Source organism: Chelatococcus sp. YT9 (genome assembly GCF_018398315.1).
Taxonomy (GTDB): domain Bacteria; phylum Pseudomonadota; class Alphaproteobacteria; order Rhizobiales; family Beijerinckiaceae; genus Chelatococcus.
The window spans coordinates 2256248-2273598 of the sequence record NZ_JAHBRW010000001.1 but is presented as its reverse complement, the minus strand read 5'-3'; the positions used below and the strand labels follow the sequence as shown (position 1 = coordinate 2273598).

The window sequence follows — 17351 nt, the reverse complement described above, 5'->3', positions numbered from 1 at the left end:
AGCATGCCTTCCGATCTGGACCGGATCAAAGCCGAGATCGCCGACAGTTTCGACGAAGAGCTGGAGATGCAGCTCGAAGAGGAGCGGCTCGACGATCTCGTCGCGGAAGGCATATCGCCTGCCGGCTCGGTGTTGGACCGCCGGGTCTATTTCCGGGAACTCTTCCGGCTGCAGCATGAGCTCATCCGGCTGCAGGATTGGGTCCAGCACAAGAAGCTGAAGGTCGTGATCCTCTTCGAGGGACGCGATTCCGCCGGCAAGGGCGGCGCGATCAAGCGTGTGACGCAACGGCTCAACCCGCGCATCTGCCGCGTGGTAGCCCTTCCAGCACCGACCGAGCGTGAACGCCACCAGTGGTATTTCCAGCGCTATGTGGCGCATCTGCCCACCGCAGGCGAAATGGTTCTGTTCGACCGCAGCTGGTACAACCGCGCGGGCGTAGAGCGCGTGATGGGCTTCTGCACACCCGAGGAACTCGAGGAGTTCTTCCGCTCCGCTCCCGACTTCGAGCATATGCTGACGCGTTCAGGCATAATCCTGCTCAAGTACTGGTTCTCGATCACTGACGAGGAGCAGGAATTCCGGTTCCGCATGCGGATTGAGGACCCGCTCAAGCAGTGGAAGCTATCCCCAATGGATCTCGAGAGCCGGATCCATTGGGAGGACTATACCAGGGCCAAGGAAGAGATGTTGGAACGCACTCATACGCCTCACGCGCCGTGGTGGGTGGTTCAGGCCGTTGACAAGAAAAGGGCTCGACTCAATTTCATCGCACATCTGTTAAGCCAGATCCCGTACGAGGACGTGCCGAAGCCAGAGATCGTCCTCCCCGAGCGCGTGCGCAATCCCGACTACCTCCGGCATCCGGTGCCGCCCGAAATGTATGTGCCGGAGTTGTACTGAGCGGCGAAGGCAACACAGCCACGAGAACCACACGATCTGATCGCGTGCCTCACGGAACAGCGGGCTCGGAGTTCACAACCCTTGGGCTCGCCCCGCAGGGGCCCCGCCAAGCCTGCATTCGGGTTTAGCCCCGCATCGATTGTGGCCAAGGACTCATGCCGGAGCTTGCGCTAGAGCCAGGGGACGCTGCTCCGGGATGCAGCGAAATGCCGTATTCCGGCAGCACCGTCGGCAGGTCGTCGTGGCGCGGGACGGATCAGAGCCCGAAGGCAATAAAACCGACGGCGGCGCACGCTCCCGCAGTGTCGTCGAACTGTCGCACAAGCGTCATAGAAGCGGACCCAAGAACTCGCCGCGGTCCCAGTCCGGCGCGGGCATCCGTCATTCTGCCAACTGCGATTCGAGACCGTGCTTCAATCTCCACCGAGGACAATAGCTCGTCCCGCCCTCGAGGCAGAAGGCGTCGCCTTTTCCTACGGATCAGCCTCGATCCTAAAGAGCCTCAACGTCACCGTCAGGGGGGCTGAAATCCTGGCATTGCTCGGCCCGTCCGGCTGCGGCAAGACCACGCTGCTCAAGCTCATCGCCGGCCTGCTCGCGCCGACGGCTGGGCGCATCCGCATCGGGGGAGAGATTGTCGCAGACGCCAATGCGCGCAAAGTGTTGCCACCCGAGAGGCGCGGGCTCGGCATGGTGTTCCAGGATTACGCGCTGTGGCCACACCTCAGTGTTGCCCGCAACGTCAGCTTTCCCCTGGAAATGCGCGGCGTCGGGCGGGCGGAGCGTGACAGCCGGGCGCGCGAGGCATTGCGTCGCGTCGGGCTGGCCGCCTTTGCCGACCGCTCACCGGGATCACTCTCCGGTGGGCAGCAACAGCGCGTCTCGATCGCCCGGGCAATCGTGTCCGAGCCACGCCTTGTGCTCTTCGACGAACCTCTTTCCAATCTCGACCGCGACCTCAAGGAAACACTCGTCGGCGAGATTTCCTCACTCATACGCGAACTCGGATTAAGCGGGGTCTATGTGACGCACGACCACGCCGAAGCCTTCGGACTGGCGGATCGCGTCGCGGTGATGCGCGCCGGGAAGATCATCCAACTCGATGCGCCGGAACAGCTCGTCAATGTCCCGGCTTCGCCGGATGTGTGTGAATTCCTTCACCTCGGCACGATGGCCGACGTCGAGATCCGGGAGGGGGAGATCTATGTCCCGGCAGCCCGCATGGCCATCGGCCGGCTTCCGGCCGGTTGGCACGGAGCACGCAACGGCAGGCTGCTGCTGCGCCGCGATTCGCTGGTGCCCAGCGTCCTTGGACCGCAATCCCTACCCGGCACCGTCACGCGTTCGTTGTTCCGTGGGGACCATTATCTCTTGACCGTTCGCCTCGGCGAAGATGACGCACCCGGCCTTCCCGTCACCGTGATCGCCCCCAGCCGAGCCGCGATCGGTGAAGTCCTAGCCCTCGATCTCACGATGGACCGACTGCGCTTTTTCCCGAGCGAGGCGGCCCGTCCAGCTTCACTGGAGACAACACCATGATGCGTAGAGTATTTCTGGCCGGCGCGATCACGCTCGGCCTCGCCACGGCAGCCACCGCTCAGGACAAGATCACGGTCTATTCCGCAGGCCCCGCCAATCTCATCGAAACCTTGGCTAAGGGGTTCACGGCCAAGACCAAGATTCCTGTCTCGGTGTTCCAGGGCACGACCGGCAAGGTCATGGCGCGCATCGAGGCCGAGGCGAGCAACCCGGTCGTCGACGTGCTGATCTCCGCCTCGTGGGATACGGCCACGGACTTCAGCAAGCGCGGCTGGCTCCTGCCCTACACGAGCCCGAACGCCGCTAAAGTGCCAGACTTTCTGAAGACGAAGGATGCCGTGGCGCAGGGCGTGTCCGCGCTCGCCATCGCCTGGAACCCGAAGAGCGGCACCGCGCGCCCGACCGATTGGGCCGACCTTGCCAAGCCGCCTTTCAAGGACCTCGTGACCATGCCGGATCCGGCCGAATCCGGCGCGACCTTCGAGCTCGTCGCCGCGCTCCAGGGCGAGAACTTCCAGCTTTTCAAGAACCTGAACGCCAACGGCATGGTCGTGGCCGGTGCCAATGCCGCCGCGCTGACGCCCGTGCTGCAGGGCGCCAAGGCCGCCGTGTTCGGCGCGGTGGATTACATCTCGCTCGGCGGAGCCGCCAAGGACGAGAGCATTGAGGTGATCTTCCCCACTTCCGGAACGGTCATCGCCCCGCGGCCGATGCTCATCCTCAACTGGTCGAAGCAGCCAGAAAGCGCCAAGGCTTTCATCGACTACGTACTGTCCGATGAAGGACAGGCTGCTGTCGCCAAAGTCTATCTGATGCCCGCCCGCACCGACGTGAAAGCCGACCGCCCGCTGGTCGGCGATCTCAAGATCCTGTCGGTGGACACGGACAAGGTTTACGCTGCGCGCAAGGAAATCCTGTCGGGCTTCAACGCCGCGACCGGCGGGAAGTAAGCAACCGTGATCAGTGGGGGACGCGCCGACCAGGGATTTGTTGTAACGACAGTGGCGGGTCTGCTCGTCGTCGTGGCGCTCCCCCTCGTCTTTGTGCTGCTGCAAGCCATCTTTCCCAACCTCGGCTCGGGCTCGCTGGCAGCGCCCTTCAGCGCGCTCGTCGAAGCTTTCTCCGACAGCAAGCTCCTGGGCCTGACGCTGAACACCATCACGCTTGGCGTGGTGGTGGTCGCGCTGTCCTCGCTGATTGCGGTTCCGCTCGGCGTCATCCGCGCCCTGTTCCGGGTGCCGCTCGCATCGCTGTGGGACGTTCTGCTGCTCGTACCCTTCATGATCCCGCCCTATATCGCAGCGCTTGCCTGGATCATGACGCTGCAGCCACGCGGGTATCTCTTCCAGATCGCAGGGTTCGATCTCGGCAAGCTCCTGTTTTCCTTCTGGGGCGTCGCGATCGTCATGACGCTCAACGTGTTCCCGGCCATCTATTTCGCGGTGTCGAGGACGGTCGGTGCCATCGGCACGCGGCTCACCGACGCTGCACGTGTATCCGGCGCCACGCCCTTGCGCGCCTTTCTGCGCGTCACCCTGCCCTTGTCCGCGCCTGGCATCGTGGCGAGCCTCCTCATCGTCTTCGCGATGACGATCGAGGAATATGGTACGCCAGCGGCACTCGGCGCCCGCGCCGGCTTCGACGTCCTCGTCACCGCCATCGACACGCGTGTTTCCGACTGGCCGATCGACCTGTCGGGCGCTTCGGCCCTCTCTCTTGTTCTGGTCGCGCTCTCCCTTTCGGCGTTCGGCCTGCAGCTCCGGCTCCTGTCCTCGCGGTCCTACGAAACCGTCGGTGGCCGTTCGGCGGACACCACGCGATACGCCCTCGGCGTCTGGACCCTGCCAGTCATCCTGCTGTTCGCGCTGGTCACGCTCTTGTCCACGATCGTGCCGCTGTTCGCCATTCTGGCGACGGCCTTCTCGCGCACCATCTCGGGCGGTCTCGCCCTTTCCAATCTCGGGGTCGACAACTTCCTGGCAATGACCGAGGGCGCCTCTGGGGGCGTAGAAGCGCTCCGCAACAGTCTCCTTCTCGGCTTGGCGACCGCTCTCGCGACCGGCGTACTCGGCGCTACATCCGCCTATTTCGTGGTGCGCACCAAGCTCAAGGGCCGGCAGGTCCTCGATGCCCTGACCGTGCTGCCAAATGCAATTCCCGGTGTTGTCGTTGCGGTCGGGCTGATCCTTGCCTGGAACCAAAGCTGGTGGCCGGCAAGCCCCTACAATACTCCCCTGATCCTGTTGTTGGCCTACTGCTGCATCCTGCTGCCCTACCCCGTGCGTTATGCCAATGCCGCCTTCCGCCAGGTCGGCGAAAGTCTCGAGATGGCCGCGCGCGTCTCGGGCGCCAAGCCGATCGTCACCTTCACGCGGGTTCTATTGCCGCTCATCGCGCCAAGCCTGATTGCCGCCATGCTGATCGTCTTCGCGATCGCGTCACGCGAACTGGTGGCCTCACTCCTGCTCGCGCCGGTGGGCATGCAGACCATCGCTACCTTCATCTGGCGCCAGTTCGACCAAGGCTCCGTGCAGCTGGGCATGGCCATGAGCGCCGTCACGATCGGCATCACCACCTTGATCTCGCTTGCCTTCGCGCTGCTCTCGCGCAAAGTCGACCGCGCCGCTTGAGGCCGGCGCTCCCTCAGCGGCTTTCGCCCAAACATCTTGAAGATCGGCGCGCCCAGTTCAGGTAGAAGGGCAATAGTCCGGGCATCTGCGGCGAGACCGAAATCGGTGGAAGTCAAGCAATTACGTACCTTCGTTCATGTTGCGGAACTTGGCAGCATCAGCCTCGCCGCTGAAAGACTTCACATCGCCCAGTCCGCGCTGACGCGCCAGATTCAGGCCCTGGAAGCCGAGGTCGACGCGCAGCTGTTTCGTCGGCACGGCAGGGGCGTGGAGCTGACCGACCAGGGCGCGGCGTTGTTTGCGCGCGCCACGGTGATCCTGCGCGAGATCGAACAGGCGCGCGCGGAGATCAAGTCCGAGCAAGCGGTCCTTACCGGCGAGGTATCCTTCGGCATGCCACCGACCGTCGCGGATGTGCTCTCTGGCGTGCTCATCGAAAAATTCTCGCGGCTGCATCCGCGCGTGAAACTGCGCGTCGTGTCAGGCTACAGCGGGCATGTGCTGGACTGGCTGCAGCGCGGCGCGATTGACCTCGGCGTCCTCTATGAGAACAAGCTGCCTTCGACGATCCGGTCCCAGCCCCTGCTGCTGGAGCGACTGTTCCTGATCGAGCCGCCCGGACCGCGGCCAGTGGAAGCATCCGTGGCGTCACTCGCCGAGATCGCGGACCTGCGGCTCGTGCTGCCGAGCCGCCGGCACGGCCTGCGGCTGCTGATCGACAGCGTGGCCGCCCAGGCCGGCTATGCCTTCGAGCCGGTGGTGGAGGCGGATTCCCTGCCGGTGCAAATAGACCTCGTCCGTCGTGGTCTCGGTGCGACGATCCTGCCCTTCCTGTCGGTCTTCGCGGATGTCGAGGCCGGGACCCTCTTGGCAAGACCGATTGTCGAGCCTGAGATCACACGCCGCCTCGTTCTGGCGAGTGTCATCGACCGCCCACCGGCGCCCGCCATCCGGCAATTCGCAGCCATGGTGATGTCAGAGGTTGCCGCGCTAGTGGAAAGCGGCCGCTGGAGAGCGATCCTGGAAGAGCATTCATAATCCCTGAAGTATGCCGCATCAGCATATCTGAAATAGCGAGACGGCGTTTCACGGTTGCGCGGCGGCTTGCTATCCAGAGTGCAAACAGAGCGGTGGGTGGGATAGCATGACCTTCGAGATGTCGGGCGAGACGGAAGATGTCCGCGAGATCCGCGGAGCGGTGCGTAAGCTTTGCGAGCAGTTTCCCGGCGAATACTGGCGCAAGCTCGACAGGGAGGACGCCTATCCCCAAGAGTTCGTGCAGGAGCTGACCGAAGCCGGCTATCTCTCGGTGCTGATACCGGAGGCCTATGGCGGCGCAGGCCTGCCGCTCTCCGCAGCGGCCGCTATTCTGGAGGAGATCCAACGTGCGGGTTGCAACGGCGCGGCCTGTCACGCCCAGATGTACATCATGGGCGCCCTGGTGCGGCATGGCAACGACGCGCAGAAGAGCGCCTATCTGCCCAAGATCGCCGCCGGTGAACTGCGCCTGCAGGCCTTCGGCGTGACGGAGCCGACCAGCGGCACGGATACCACTTCCATCAAGACCTTCGCCGAGCGCCGGGGGGACCATTATGTCGTGAACGGCCAGAAGGTCTGGACGTCGCGCGCCGCCTATTCCGATCTCATGCTGCTGCTCGCCCGCACCACGCCACGGGACGAGGTCGCCAAGCGCACGGATGGCCTGTCAGTCTTCATCCTCGACATGCGAGAGGCGAAGACGAACGGCCTTACAATCCAGCCGATCCGCGCGATGATGAATCACTCGACGACGGAAGTGTTCTTCGACAATGTCCGCATCCCCGCTGAGAATCTCATCGGCGAGGAAGGCAAAGGGTTCCGCTATATTCTCTCGGGGATGAACGCCGAGCGCATTCTCATCGCCTCGGAATGTATAGGTGATGCCAAGTGGTTCCTTGAGAAAGCCACTGCCTATGCCAATCAGCGGGTGGTGTTCGGACGGCCGATCGGCCAGAATCAGGGCATCCAGTTTCCCCTCGCGAAGGCCTATGCGCAGATGCGGGCGGCTGAACTCATGGTTCACCGGGCGGCCGAACTCTTCGAGGCGGGCAAGGATTGCGGCGCCGAAGCCAACATGGCCAAGATGCTGGCCGCCGACGCGTCCTGGGCCGCGGCTGAGGCCTGTGTCCAGACCCACGGCGGTTTTGCCTTTGCCGAGGAATACGACGTCGAGCGCAAGTTCAGGGAAACGCGGCTCTATCAAGTGGCGCCGATCTCGACCAACCTCATCCTCAGCTACATCGCCGAGCATGTGCTCGGCATGCCGCGCTCCTATTGAGGACCGGCCCATGGCATTGTCCGGGGACACCCTCCTCCCACTGCAGGGCCTGCTCGTGGTCGCCATCGAACAGGCGGTGGCGGCGCCGACTTGCACCGTGCGCCTTGCGGATGCAGGCGCGCGCGTCATCAAGATCGAGCGTGCCGGCGGCGAGACCGCGCGGCACTACGACCGAACCGTGAAGGGCACGAGCGCCTATTTCGCCTGGCTCAATCGCGGCAAGGAGAGCACGGTCCTCGACATCAAGGATGAGGCGGACCGTGCTCTTGTCGAGCGGCTTGTCGCCGAGGCTGACGTCTTCGTGCAGAATCTCGCCCCGGGCGCCACCGAACGGCTCGGCCTCGGCTCGGCGGAGCTCGTCGCGCGTTATCCCCGGCTGATCGCCGTCGACATCGTGGGCTACGCCCAGGACACGAGCTTCCGCGACATGCGCGCCTATGACATGCTGATACAGGCGGAAAGCGGCCTGTGCGCGGTCACCGGCACGCCGGACGCCCCAGCCAAGGTCGGTGTGTCCATCGCCGATGTGGCGACGGGAATGACCGCCCATGCCGCTATCCTTGAGGCACTGATCGAGCGGGCCGAGACGGGACGTGGGCAGGCCATCGAGATCGCCATGTTCGACGTGATGGCGGACCTGATGAGTGTGCCGCTGCTGCACCATGACTACGCGGCCAAGCCCACGCCACGCGCCGGCCTGAGCCATGCCGCGATCTATCCCTACGGCGCCTTTGCCTGCCGTGATGGCGAGATCGTCGCGGTGGTGCAAAACCCACAGGAATGGGCGCGGTTCTGCGCGGGCGTGCTGGGTCGGCAGGATCTCACCGGGGATAGCCGTTTCGCCGACAATCCGTCCCGGGTCGCCAACCGTGAAGCTCTCGACGCGATCATCAAGCCGATCTTCGCCGCTGAAACCAAGGCAGGGATGATCGCGAAACTCGAACGCCATCAGCTCGCCTGGTCCAATGTCTCGGAGGTGGCGGATCTCTCCAACCATCCGGCCCTCAGACGCGTCGACGTAGCCATACCCGGCGGTGTATTCCGGAGCGTCGGCTCGCCTTCCAGGCGGGATCTTCAACCCGGGGCCGTGCCGGCGCTGGGACAGCACACGGACGCGATTCGAGCCGAATTCGCCGAACAGCACAGGGGAAAGGCGACATGACCCGGGCAGCGCAACTCGACATCGAGCATCTGCGCGGCTGGATTGGCCGCTCGGATGAGGCGCGGGACGTGCTGACGGATCGCCTCGTTCGCGGGCTGCTCGCAACCATCGCGATCGACGCGAACGAATCCTGGGATAGCGCCGAGGTACCCCTGGCGATGCACTGGTGCCTCGCGCCACCCATCGCGCCGATGGCGGGACTGGGGCCGGATGGGCATCCCGCGCGCGGCGGCTTCCTCCCGCCGACAACCCTGCCCCGTCGCATGTGGGCCGGCGGGCGGCTCGAATTCCATGAGAGGCTGAAGCCCGGCGACATCGTCACGCGTCGGTCCGTGATCCGCGACGTGGCAGCGAAGCAGGGCAGATCCGGCACCCTGTGCTTCGTCACGGTCGACCATGAGATCACCACGGCGCGGGGATTGGCGATCCGTGAGCGGCAGGACATCGTCTATCGCGATGCCGAGCCTCCCCGGAGCGGCGAGGCACAGGCCGGTGGGGCGGCAACACCTCCATGGCCGACAAAGCCGCCGGAAGCCCAGTGGCACCTTGTGGTGCCGTGCAGCCCGGTGTTGCTGTTCCGCTATTCGGCGCTGACTTTCAACGGACATCGTATTCACTATGACCAGCCATACTCCCGCGATGAGGAGAACTATCCGGGGCTTGTGGTGCACGGCCCGCTGCAGGCGACGCTGCTCGTGGAATTCGCGGCTTCGCTCAGGGATGGCCGCTCACCCAGGACATTCGACTTCCGGGGAGTGAGCCCGCTGTTCGACGGCGCCGACTTCACCCTGAACGCCAGTGATGCGGACGGCGACAGCTTGCGCCTGTGGACAGCCGACGTGCATGGACGGACAACCATGGAGGCGAAGGCCGTCTGGTAATGCTGACAACTTCGGCACGACCCTGTGGCGGGTGGCACCTCTGCCGAGTGTTCATGCGTTGGACGCGCTACCAATCAATAAGATCACGAAACCTGTGCCACCCAGCAATAAAATTGCCTGTGATGGCGGCCGGCGGGAAACAATCGCAATCGGAATCATTGGTTGTTCTCAAACACACAAGCTTGTCTATGATGCGTATTCAAGCGCAATCTGAATAATACCGGGCGGAACAAGGCTAAACGACATGACGCAGCATCATCCTCCCGCCTCGTTGAACGATAGCGCGGCAGCCGCCAATCGCGCCGCCTGGGCGGACCTCACGCGCGATCTCCTGAATAAACGCGAAATCGTAGCGACAGGCGGGCCCGCGAAGGCGCGCGAGCGGCATCTCGCCCGCGGCAAGCTCCTGCCGCGCGAAAGGGTCATGCGCCTCATCGACCCCGGGTCGCCCTTTCTTGAGCTTGGAGCACTCGCAGCCCACGGTCTCTATGACGACGCCATTCATGGCGCGGGCATCATCACTGGAATCGGCCGTGTCGCTGGGCGCGAGGTCATGATCGTCTGCAACGATTCGACGATCAAGGGTGGCACTTACTACCCCATGACTATCAAGAAGCACCTTCGCGCGCAGGACATAGCTCGAGAGAACAACCTGCCCTGCATCTATCTCGTCGATTCCGGCGGCGCGAACCTGCCTCATCAGACTGAAGTTTTCCCGGATCGCGATCACTTCGGGCGGATCTTCTACAACCAGGCCACCATGTCGTCACGGGGCATACCGCAGATCGCCTGCGTGATGGGTTCTTGCACGGCCGGCGGCGCTTACGTGCCGGCCATGTCCGATGAAACGGTGATCGTACGCCAGCAAGGCACGATCTTCCTCGGCGGGCCGCCGTTGGTGAAAGCGGCGACCGGCGAAGTGGTGACCGCCGAGGATCTCGGCGGTGCCGACGTCCATGCGCGCCAATCCGGTGTGGCGGACCATTACGCGACCGATGACGTGCATGCGCTCGCGATCGTCCGCCGGATCGTCGCCAATCTCAACAGCCGGAAGCGTCCGGAAATGGACATCGCCGCGCCGCTGGAGCCGCGTTTTGCCGTCGACGATCTCGACGCCATCGTGCCGACGGATCTGAAGAAGCAGTACGACATTCGCGATGTCATCATGCGGCTCGTCGATGGCTCGGAATTCGACGAGTTCAAGCGGCTTTACGGCACGACGCTGGTGACGGGCTTTGCCCGCATCTGGGGCATTCCCGTGGGCATCGTCGCCAACAACGGCATCCTCTTCGCCGAGAGCGCGCTGAAGGGCGCGCATTTCATCGAGCTTTGCTGCCAGCGGCGCATTCCGCTGCTGTTCCTGCAGAACATAGCCGGCTTCATGGTGGGTCGGCAGTATGAGGCTGGCGGCATCGCCAAGGATGGCGCGAAACTCGTGGCGGCGGTCGCCTGCGCCGAGGTCCCAAAGATCACGGTCATCGTCGGCGGCTCCTTCGGCGCGGGCAACTATGGCATGTGTGGCCGCGCCTATTCACCGCGCTTCCTGTTCATGTGGCCGAATGCCCGCATCTCCGTCATGGGCGGCGAGCAGGCCGCGAGCGTGCTCGCCACCGTGCGGCGTGACAATATCGAGGCGGACGGCAAGACCTGGAGTGCCGCCGAGGAGGAGGCGTTCAAGGCGCCCATCCGCGACCGCTACGAAGAGGAGGGCAACCCCTATTATGCGACGGCGCGGTTATGGGACGACGGCATCATACTGCCGTCGGAAACGCGGCGGGTGCTGGGGCTTGCGTTCTCCGCAACGCTGAACGCGCCCATTCCGGCCACCCGGTTCGGCGTTTTGAGGATGTAGCCTTTGACGAGCCCCATGATCATGACGAACGCCGCTGTCCTCATCGCTAATCGCGGCGAGATCGCCTGCCGCATCATTCGCACCGCAAGGCGCATGGGCCTGCGGACCATCGCCGTCTATTCGGAGGCTGACGCCGAGGCACTGTTCGTGCGCATGGCCGACGAGGCCCATTGCATCGGCCCGGCGCCCGCCCGCGAGAGCTATCTCAATATCGGCGCCATCATCGATGTCGCGGGGCGCAGCGGCGCAATATTTGTCCACCCCGGCTACGGCTTCCTGTCGGAGCGGGCCGAGTTCGCGGAAGCCTGCGCGGCGGCTGGCCTGACATTCGTTGGGCCGCCAGCCTCTGCCATCCGGGCGATGGGCCTCAAGGATGCCGCCAAGGCCCTGGTGGCCGCAGCGGGCGTCCCGATCGTGCCCGGCTATCACGGTGAGCGCCAGGAGCCGGACTTTCTGGCCGAGAAAGCAATGGAAATCGGCTATCCCGTGCTCATCAAGGCTGTCGCCGGCGGCGGTGGCAAGGGCATGAAGCGTGTCGATGATCCAGCCGATTTCGCGGGCGCACTGGAGAGCGCCCAACGCGAGGCGGCTGGCGCCTTCGGCGATCCCCGAGTGCTGATCGAGAAATACATCCTCGCGCCGCGCCATATCGAGATCCAGGTGTTCGCCGATGCCCACGATCACGTCGTGCACCTGTTCGAGCGTGACTGCTCGCTGCAGCGGCGCCACCAGAAGGTCATCGAGGAGGCACCGGCGCCCGGCATGCCCGCGGCGATGCGCCAGGCCATGGGAGACGCGGCCGTGCAGGCGGCGCGCGCCGTAGGCTATGTCGGCGCCGGCACGGTCGAGTTCATCGTCGACGCCAGTGAAGGCCTGCGATCAGACCGCTTCTACTTCATGGAGATGAACACGCGCCTGCAGGTGGAGCATCCCGTCACAGAGGCGATCACCGGACTAGATCTCGTCGAACTCCAACTGCGTGTGGCGGCGGGCGAGGTGCTGCCGTTCGACCAGGGAGGCCTTAGGATCGACGGTCACGCGGTGGAGGCGCGGATCTATGCGGAGGACCCCGAAAAGGGCTTTCTGCCGTCGACCGGCCATCTTTGGGCGCTGCAGTTCCCGACTGACGCGGACCTCAGGGTGGACACGGGCGTGGAGGCGGGCGACGAAGTCTCGCCATTCTACGATCCGATGATAGCGAAGGTCATCGCTCATGGTGCGACGCGTGAAGAGGCGCTCGATCGCCTCGCCGGCGCGCTTGGGCGTTCAGTCATCGCGGGCCCGCGGACCAATATAGCGTTCCTGAAGAAGCTCTGCGAGGCGCCCGCCTTTCGAGCGGGCCAATTCGACACTGGCTTCATCGAGCGCAACCTGGACAGCCTCGGAGCCGTGCCGCGACCCATCGATGCGGAAGCTGTGCGTCGCGGCGTGCTCGCCCTCCTCGCGGATCACCACGACGACACGGCGCGCAAACCCGGCTCAGAAGCGTTCTCCCCCTGGGACACGCGGGACGCCTTCCAGCTGATGGGGACACGCCGTCAGGGATTGTCCGTCACGGTTGATGGGGAGCGTATCGATGACATCGGCATCGAATGGCTATGCCAGTCGGATCAAACGTCGGCCATCGCGGTGCACTGGGCAAACGGAACGACTCGGTCAGGCGACGCGGGCAATGGCGGGACGGCGCTGGCAGTGACCCCCGATGGCGTGCTCGTCATCCATGACGCGCGGCAGACACGTGTCGGCCTTCACGATCCATTCTCCGTGGACCTCGACCACCTCACGGCTGGAAGCGGTATTGCCGCGCCCATGCACGGCAAGCTTGTGGCGGTGTTCGTCGCGCTCGGCGATACGGTGAAGAAGGGTCAGCGGCTGGCTGTTGTCGAGGCGATGAAGATGGAACATGTCCTGACATCGGCTTTCGACGGCACGGTTACCGCGATCAATGCGGCACCCGGTGAGCAGGTGGCTGAAGGCGCAACCCTGATCCAGCTCGATCCGCTGGGGAGTTGATCTTGATGAGACCTGGATTCCATGAGCCCTAATTACCATGAGCGCCGATCCCTGGAGCAAAGCGATGCCTGACCCGCAGCCGGAACGCCACGAGCTGCATCCGCGTGGAGGGCTCTACTTCGAGGACTTCACCGTGGGCGCCGTTATCAGCCACCGCCTGACGCGGACGGTGACGCAGATGGACAACATGTTGTTCTCCAACATGACGCTCAATCCCCAGCCGCTCCATATCGACGCGCATTTCTGCGCGACGGAGACGGAATGGGGCCGCCCGCTGATGAATTCGCTCTTCACACTCGGCCTCATGATCGGCATTTCCGTCAACGACACGACCATGGGCACGCTCATCGCCAATCTCGGAATGACGGACATCAAGTTCCCCGCTCCCCTCTTTGAGGGTGAGACCGTCAACGTGACGACCGAGATCGCCTCAAAACGCGAATCGCGCTCGCGGCCGGATGCTGGCATCGTCGAATTCATTCATCGCGCCTACAAGCAGGATGGCACACTCGTCGCCCAATGCATGCGGCAAGCCTTCATGCTGAAGCGCAGCACAACGGTTTAGGATGGCCAAATGAGATCCCTGCTTTTCGTTCCCGGCGATTCCCCGCGCAAGCTCGAAAAGGGGCTGACGACCGGCGCCGATGCGCTCATCCTGGACCTCGAAGATGCGGTCGCGCCAGGAGCGAAGGCTGACGCGCGGCGGATTACGGCCGATTTCATTGCGGCAACCAAGGAGAAGGCGGACCGGCCCCTTCTCTACGTCAGGGTGAATGGCTTCGACACCGGCATGGTCGATGACGATCTCGCAGGCGTCATGCTGGCCCGCCCCGACGGCATCGTGCTGCCTAAGGCCTGTGGCGGGCCGGATGTGGCACGGCTCGGCACCAAGCTCGCCGTATGGGAGGCGAAGGCCGGCACCGGTGACGGCGCGACGCGCGTGCTCGCCCTTGCCGCGGAGAGCGCCCGCGGGATCTTCGCGCTCGGAACCTTTGCCGACGCGAGCGAGCGCCTGATGGGGCTGACATGGGGTGGCGAGGACCTGTCCGCCGACGTCGGCGCCGAGACCAACCGTGACGCGAGCGGCGCTTATACAGAGCCGTACCGCCTCACGCGCTCGCTCACCTTGCTCGCCGCGGCAGCCGCCTCGGTCAATGCCGTCGACGCTGTCTACACCAATTTCAGGGACCTTGATGGCCTGGCCGCCGAATGCCGTGAAGGATGTCGTGACGGGTTCGTCGCCAAGATGGCGATCCACCCGGCCCAGGTCCCGGTGATCAATGCGGCCTTCACCCCCTCCGAGGACGCGGTGGCTCGTGCGCGTGCCGTCATCGCGGCGTTCCGCGCCAATCCTGACGCAGGTGTCGTGGGCGTCGACGGAGAGATGCTCGATCGCCCCCATCTGTTACGCGCCGAGCGCGTGTTGGCGCGGCTTGGATCATCAGCACGGGGTTAGCCGCCGCGCTGCACCGACCTATCGGTTCAAGCGGCGAAATCGACCCGTGACCGCAGTTTCAGGTCCCAAAATTGGTCATGAGCCGCGATGATGAAGGATCGAGGCTCCGGCGCCTTGTCCTCAGCCTCAGCCGACAGACTGATGACATCGCCGAGCCGCGTCATCCCCGTGAAGCGCGTTGCGAATTGGGCGATGCGGCGCCGTGGAAACCACTGCCCGATGGCACGCCCAGCATAGGCGGCAATGAGCATGCCATGGGCAATAACATCATCCAGCCCGGCCGCCCGCGCTGCACCGCTGTCGAGATGGATGGGATTGCAGTCGCCCGAGGCCGCCGCAAAGCGGACCAGCGTTTCGGGCGTAACCGGCGGCATGGCAATGACTGGTCTGGCGCTGGGTGGCAAGACCACGGGATTATGGTTAGCGGGGCGCGGCTGCCCGCCACCCCCGCTTTGTCGGATGGCGATGACGGTGCCAAGTTCGGCAACTCGCTGACCGGTCTCGTCGGCAACCGCCGTTGTGGTCGTCACAAATAACAAGCTGCCGTGCTGCTTTTCACTAACTCCGGTCAGGCGCGGCGTGAACGTCAGGCGTTGTCCCGCAACGATGAGCCTCTCAAAGCGAAAGAATTGTTCGGCGTGCAGAATGCGGGTCTGGTCGATGCCGAGCTCCTCATAGACATCGAAGGGCCGAGGCTTGGCGATGCTCAGCGTGAACAGGAAAGTCGGCGGCGCAGGCAGGGCCGCATCTCCTGATCGCTGCGGCGCTGAAAGCTCATAGATCGGGTCGGTCTCGCCGATCGCACGGGCATAGGCCACAATGGCGTCAGCAGTCACCTCAATCGTATGCGCCCGGAAAACACGACCGATCTGCAGCGCGATGGATTGCGCCAGCGAGGGCTCCCCAGAGCTGGTCGGCGCGACTTCACCTCGATTACTCATGCCGCCGCATCAGCCTTGCTGCGCTTCTTCCGCACCGGTTTCTCCACCGGCTTCGTCATTTCAGCAGCCTTGGCGCCGACCCCGTTCAGAAAGAACGAGGTCGCATGATCAACCACTTCCTCCATGCTGTTGGGCCCGTTCTTGCGGAACCAGCCCGACATGCCTTCCGCCATGCCGAATAGCGTGAGGCTTGCGAGGCGCGTATCCTGCGGAGGCAAGATCCCGGCTTCGACGGCTTCCACCAGCACATTGCGCACCATGGTCTCAAAACGGTCGCGCCGCTCGATCACCGCATTGCGGGCACGTGGCTTCAGAGACCGGATCATGTCCGCCATGAGACGCCAGGCATTGCGCCGCACGATCGACCGGTCGAACACGTAGCGCACAGTTGCCGTCAGCCGCTCGCGCGCGTCCTGCCCGGGCGCTTCGATGACCGCGCCGAGCCCGTCGAGCATGGCTTTCATCTCTCGCTCTTCAATCGCGAGGACGACAGCTTCTTTCGACGGAAAGTAATTGTAGATCGCGGAATGGACGAGGCCGACCTCGGCACAGATATCGCGCGTCGACGTGCCCATATAACCGAACTTGGCGAACCGGTTGAGCGCAGCCGTAAGAAACTCCTCACGGCGTGGCATCTCGGATTTGTTGCGCGTCATGAAAACCTCATATCTGCAATGGTCAGTATATGAAAACGAGGGCCTTGACCAGAGCGACCGCTCTGTGCGACATCATTCCAGACAGAGCGACCGCTCTCTCCATGATGTTCAAGGTCGCCAAACTCAAGCAGGAGGAGCTGATGCCAAGGACGCCAGCAATCGACGTCAGCGTGCGGCCGATGCCACGGGAGATCGCGCATCGCTATGGCAGGCTTCCCGAGTATCGCCACATCTTCGAGCATATCTTCAAGCGCCCCGAGGTCATCAATGATGGCATCCCGCTCGAAGAGATGGCCGCGGAGATGGACCGACACAACATCGAGCGCATCCTCGTCAGCGGCTATGACGCGCGCAAGACCCGGGACCTCCATGTCGAGAACGACTGGGTGGTTGGACTGACCAAGGCGATGCCCGGACGCGTCATTCCGGGCGTCGGCATCGACCCGACGCGCGACATCATGGAATCGCTTGAGGAGATCGACCGCTGCGCCCGAGACCACGGCTTCCGCTTCGTGCGGATGCTGCCCTACGCGGCTGATCTCAATCCGGATGACCGGCGCTTTTACCCGATCTATGCCAAGTGCTGCGAGCTCGACATCGCGGTCTGGCTGCAGGTTGGTCACACCGCCGGCCTGATGCCCTCCGAGCCCGGCCGGCCCATTCATCTCGACCGCATCGCGCTTGATTTTCCCCGGCTGAAGCTCATCGGCGGCCATATCGGCTGGCCATGGGAGACCGAGATGATCGCCATGGCGCTCAAGCATCCCAACGTCTATCTCAGCACCTGCGCCCATGCGCCCGATCACTGGCCGGACAGTGTCGTGCAGTTCCTCAAGACACGCGGCAAGCGCAAGGTGATCTTCGGTACGAACTGGCCTTACATCGGCTATGATCGTTACTTCGAGAAGTTCGAACAATTGGGCCTCGACGAAGCAACCGAGCGCCTTTTCCTGCGTGACAACCTCCTGCGCGTCCTCGGTCTTCCACAGGAATCCTGAGCC

Annotated in this window: 15 protein-coding genes; 13 read left to right on the top strand and 2 right to left on the bottom strand. The window is 63.9% G+C overall.

Annotated features, from left to right (window positions below):
• The first annotated feature begins 3 nt into the window (after positions 1 to 3).
• The 12 genes from ppk2 to KIO76_RS10280 all read left to right on the top strand — a co-directional run bounded on the left by ppk2 (position 4) and on the right by KIO76_RS10280 (position 14753).
• On the top strand, positions 4 to 903 hold the full coding sequence (ppk2, locus tag KIO76_RS10335; protein ID WP_213323191.1) for a polyphosphate kinase 2: 900 nt from the start codon (positions 4 to 6) through the stop codon (positions 901 to 903).
• 408 nt (positions 904 to 1311) lie between these two features.
• On the top strand, positions 1312 to 2442 hold the full coding sequence (locus tag KIO76_RS10330) for an ABC transporter ATP-binding protein (RefSeq protein ID WP_291977075.1): 1131 nt from the start codon (positions 1312 to 1314) through the stop codon (positions 2440 to 2442).
• Positions 2439 to 3392: an ABC transporter substrate-binding protein gene (locus KIO76_RS10325; RefSeq protein ID WP_213323190.1), complete on the top strand. Its 954-nt coding sequence runs from the start codon at positions 2439 to 2441 to the stop codon at positions 3390 to 3392. Before KIO76_RS10330 ends, KIO76_RS10325 begins: the two co-directional genes overlap by 4 nt.
• A 6-nt stretch (positions 3393 to 3398) precedes the next feature.
• A complete protein-coding gene (locus KIO76_RS10320; RefSeq protein WP_213323189.1) occupies positions 3399 to 5072 on the top strand; it encodes an ABC transporter permease in 1674 nt (557 codons plus the stop codon).
• 105 nt (positions 5073 to 5177) lie between these two features.
• Positions 5178 to 6110: a LysR family transcriptional regulator gene (locus KIO76_RS10315; protein WP_213323188.1), complete on the top strand. Its 933-nt coding sequence runs from the start codon at positions 5178 to 5180 to the stop codon at positions 6108 to 6110.
• A 106-nt stretch (positions 6111 to 6216) separates the two neighbouring features.
• Positions 6217 to 7389, top strand: a complete 1173-nt coding sequence (locus tag KIO76_RS10310; protein WP_502761848.1) for an acyl-CoA dehydrogenase family protein — start codon at positions 6217 to 6219, stop codon at positions 7387 to 7389.
• Between the two features lie 10 nt (positions 7390 to 7399).
• A complete protein-coding gene (locus KIO76_RS10305; protein ID WP_213323187.1) occupies positions 7400 to 8551 on the top strand; it encodes a CaiB/BaiF CoA transferase family protein in 1152 nt (383 codons plus the stop codon).
• Entirely contained in the window at positions 8548 to 9432 is an 885-nt protein-coding gene (locus KIO76_RS10300) for an HTD2 family dehydratase (RefSeq protein WP_213323186.1), read from the top strand. The genes KIO76_RS10305 and KIO76_RS10300 overlap by 4 nt, the downstream gene beginning before the upstream one ends.
• Positions 9433 to 9676: 244 nt before the next feature.
• A complete protein-coding gene (locus KIO76_RS10295) occupies positions 9677 to 11284 on the top strand; it encodes a carboxyl transferase domain-containing protein (protein ID WP_213323184.1) in 1608 nt (535 codons plus the stop codon).
• 15 nt (positions 11285 to 11299) lie between these two features.
• The gene (locus KIO76_RS10290; protein ID WP_213323183.1) at positions 11300 to 13297 is read left to right on the top strand and encodes an acetyl/propionyl/methylcrotonyl-CoA carboxylase subunit alpha; all 1998 of its coding nucleotides are present in this window, start codon (positions 11300 to 11302) and stop codon (positions 13295 to 13297) included.
• 64 nt (positions 13298 to 13361) lie between these two features.
• The gene (locus KIO76_RS10285) at positions 13362 to 13862 is read left to right on the top strand and encodes a MaoC family dehydratase (RefSeq protein ID WP_213323182.1); all 501 of its coding nucleotides are present in this window, start codon (positions 13362 to 13364) and stop codon (positions 13860 to 13862) included.
• A gap of 9 nt (positions 13863 to 13871) precedes the next feature.
• Positions 13872 to 14753 (top strand): HpcH/HpaI aldolase/citrate lyase family protein, encoded by an 882-nt coding sequence (locus tag KIO76_RS10280; protein ID WP_213323181.1) that lies wholly within the window; start codon positions 13872 to 13874, stop codon positions 14751 to 14753.
• A 26-nt stretch (positions 14754 to 14779) separates the two neighbouring features.
• Here the strand turns inward: KIO76_RS10280 and KIO76_RS10275 are convergent, their stop codons facing one another.
• Together KIO76_RS10275 and KIO76_RS10270 are read right to left on the bottom strand one after the other, a co-directional pair.
• A complete protein-coding gene (locus KIO76_RS10275; RefSeq protein ID WP_213323180.1) occupies positions 14780 to 15694 on the bottom strand; it encodes an FAS1-like dehydratase domain-containing protein in 915 nt (304 codons plus the stop codon).
• Complete coding sequence (locus KIO76_RS10270; protein WP_213323179.1) at positions 15691 to 16350, bottom strand: TetR/AcrR family transcriptional regulator; 660 nt, start codon at positions 16348 to 16350, stop codon at positions 15691 to 15693. The genes KIO76_RS10275 and KIO76_RS10270 overlap by 4 nt, the downstream gene beginning before the upstream one ends.
• A gap of 140 nt (positions 16351 to 16490) precedes the next feature.
• Between KIO76_RS10270 and KIO76_RS10265 the strand changes: the two genes are divergently transcribed.
• On the top strand, positions 16491 to 17348 hold the full coding sequence (locus KIO76_RS10265; protein ID WP_213323178.1) for an amidohydrolase family protein: 858 nt from the start codon (positions 16491 to 16493) through the stop codon (positions 17346 to 17348).
• Positions 17349 to 17351 lie beyond the last annotated feature (3 nt).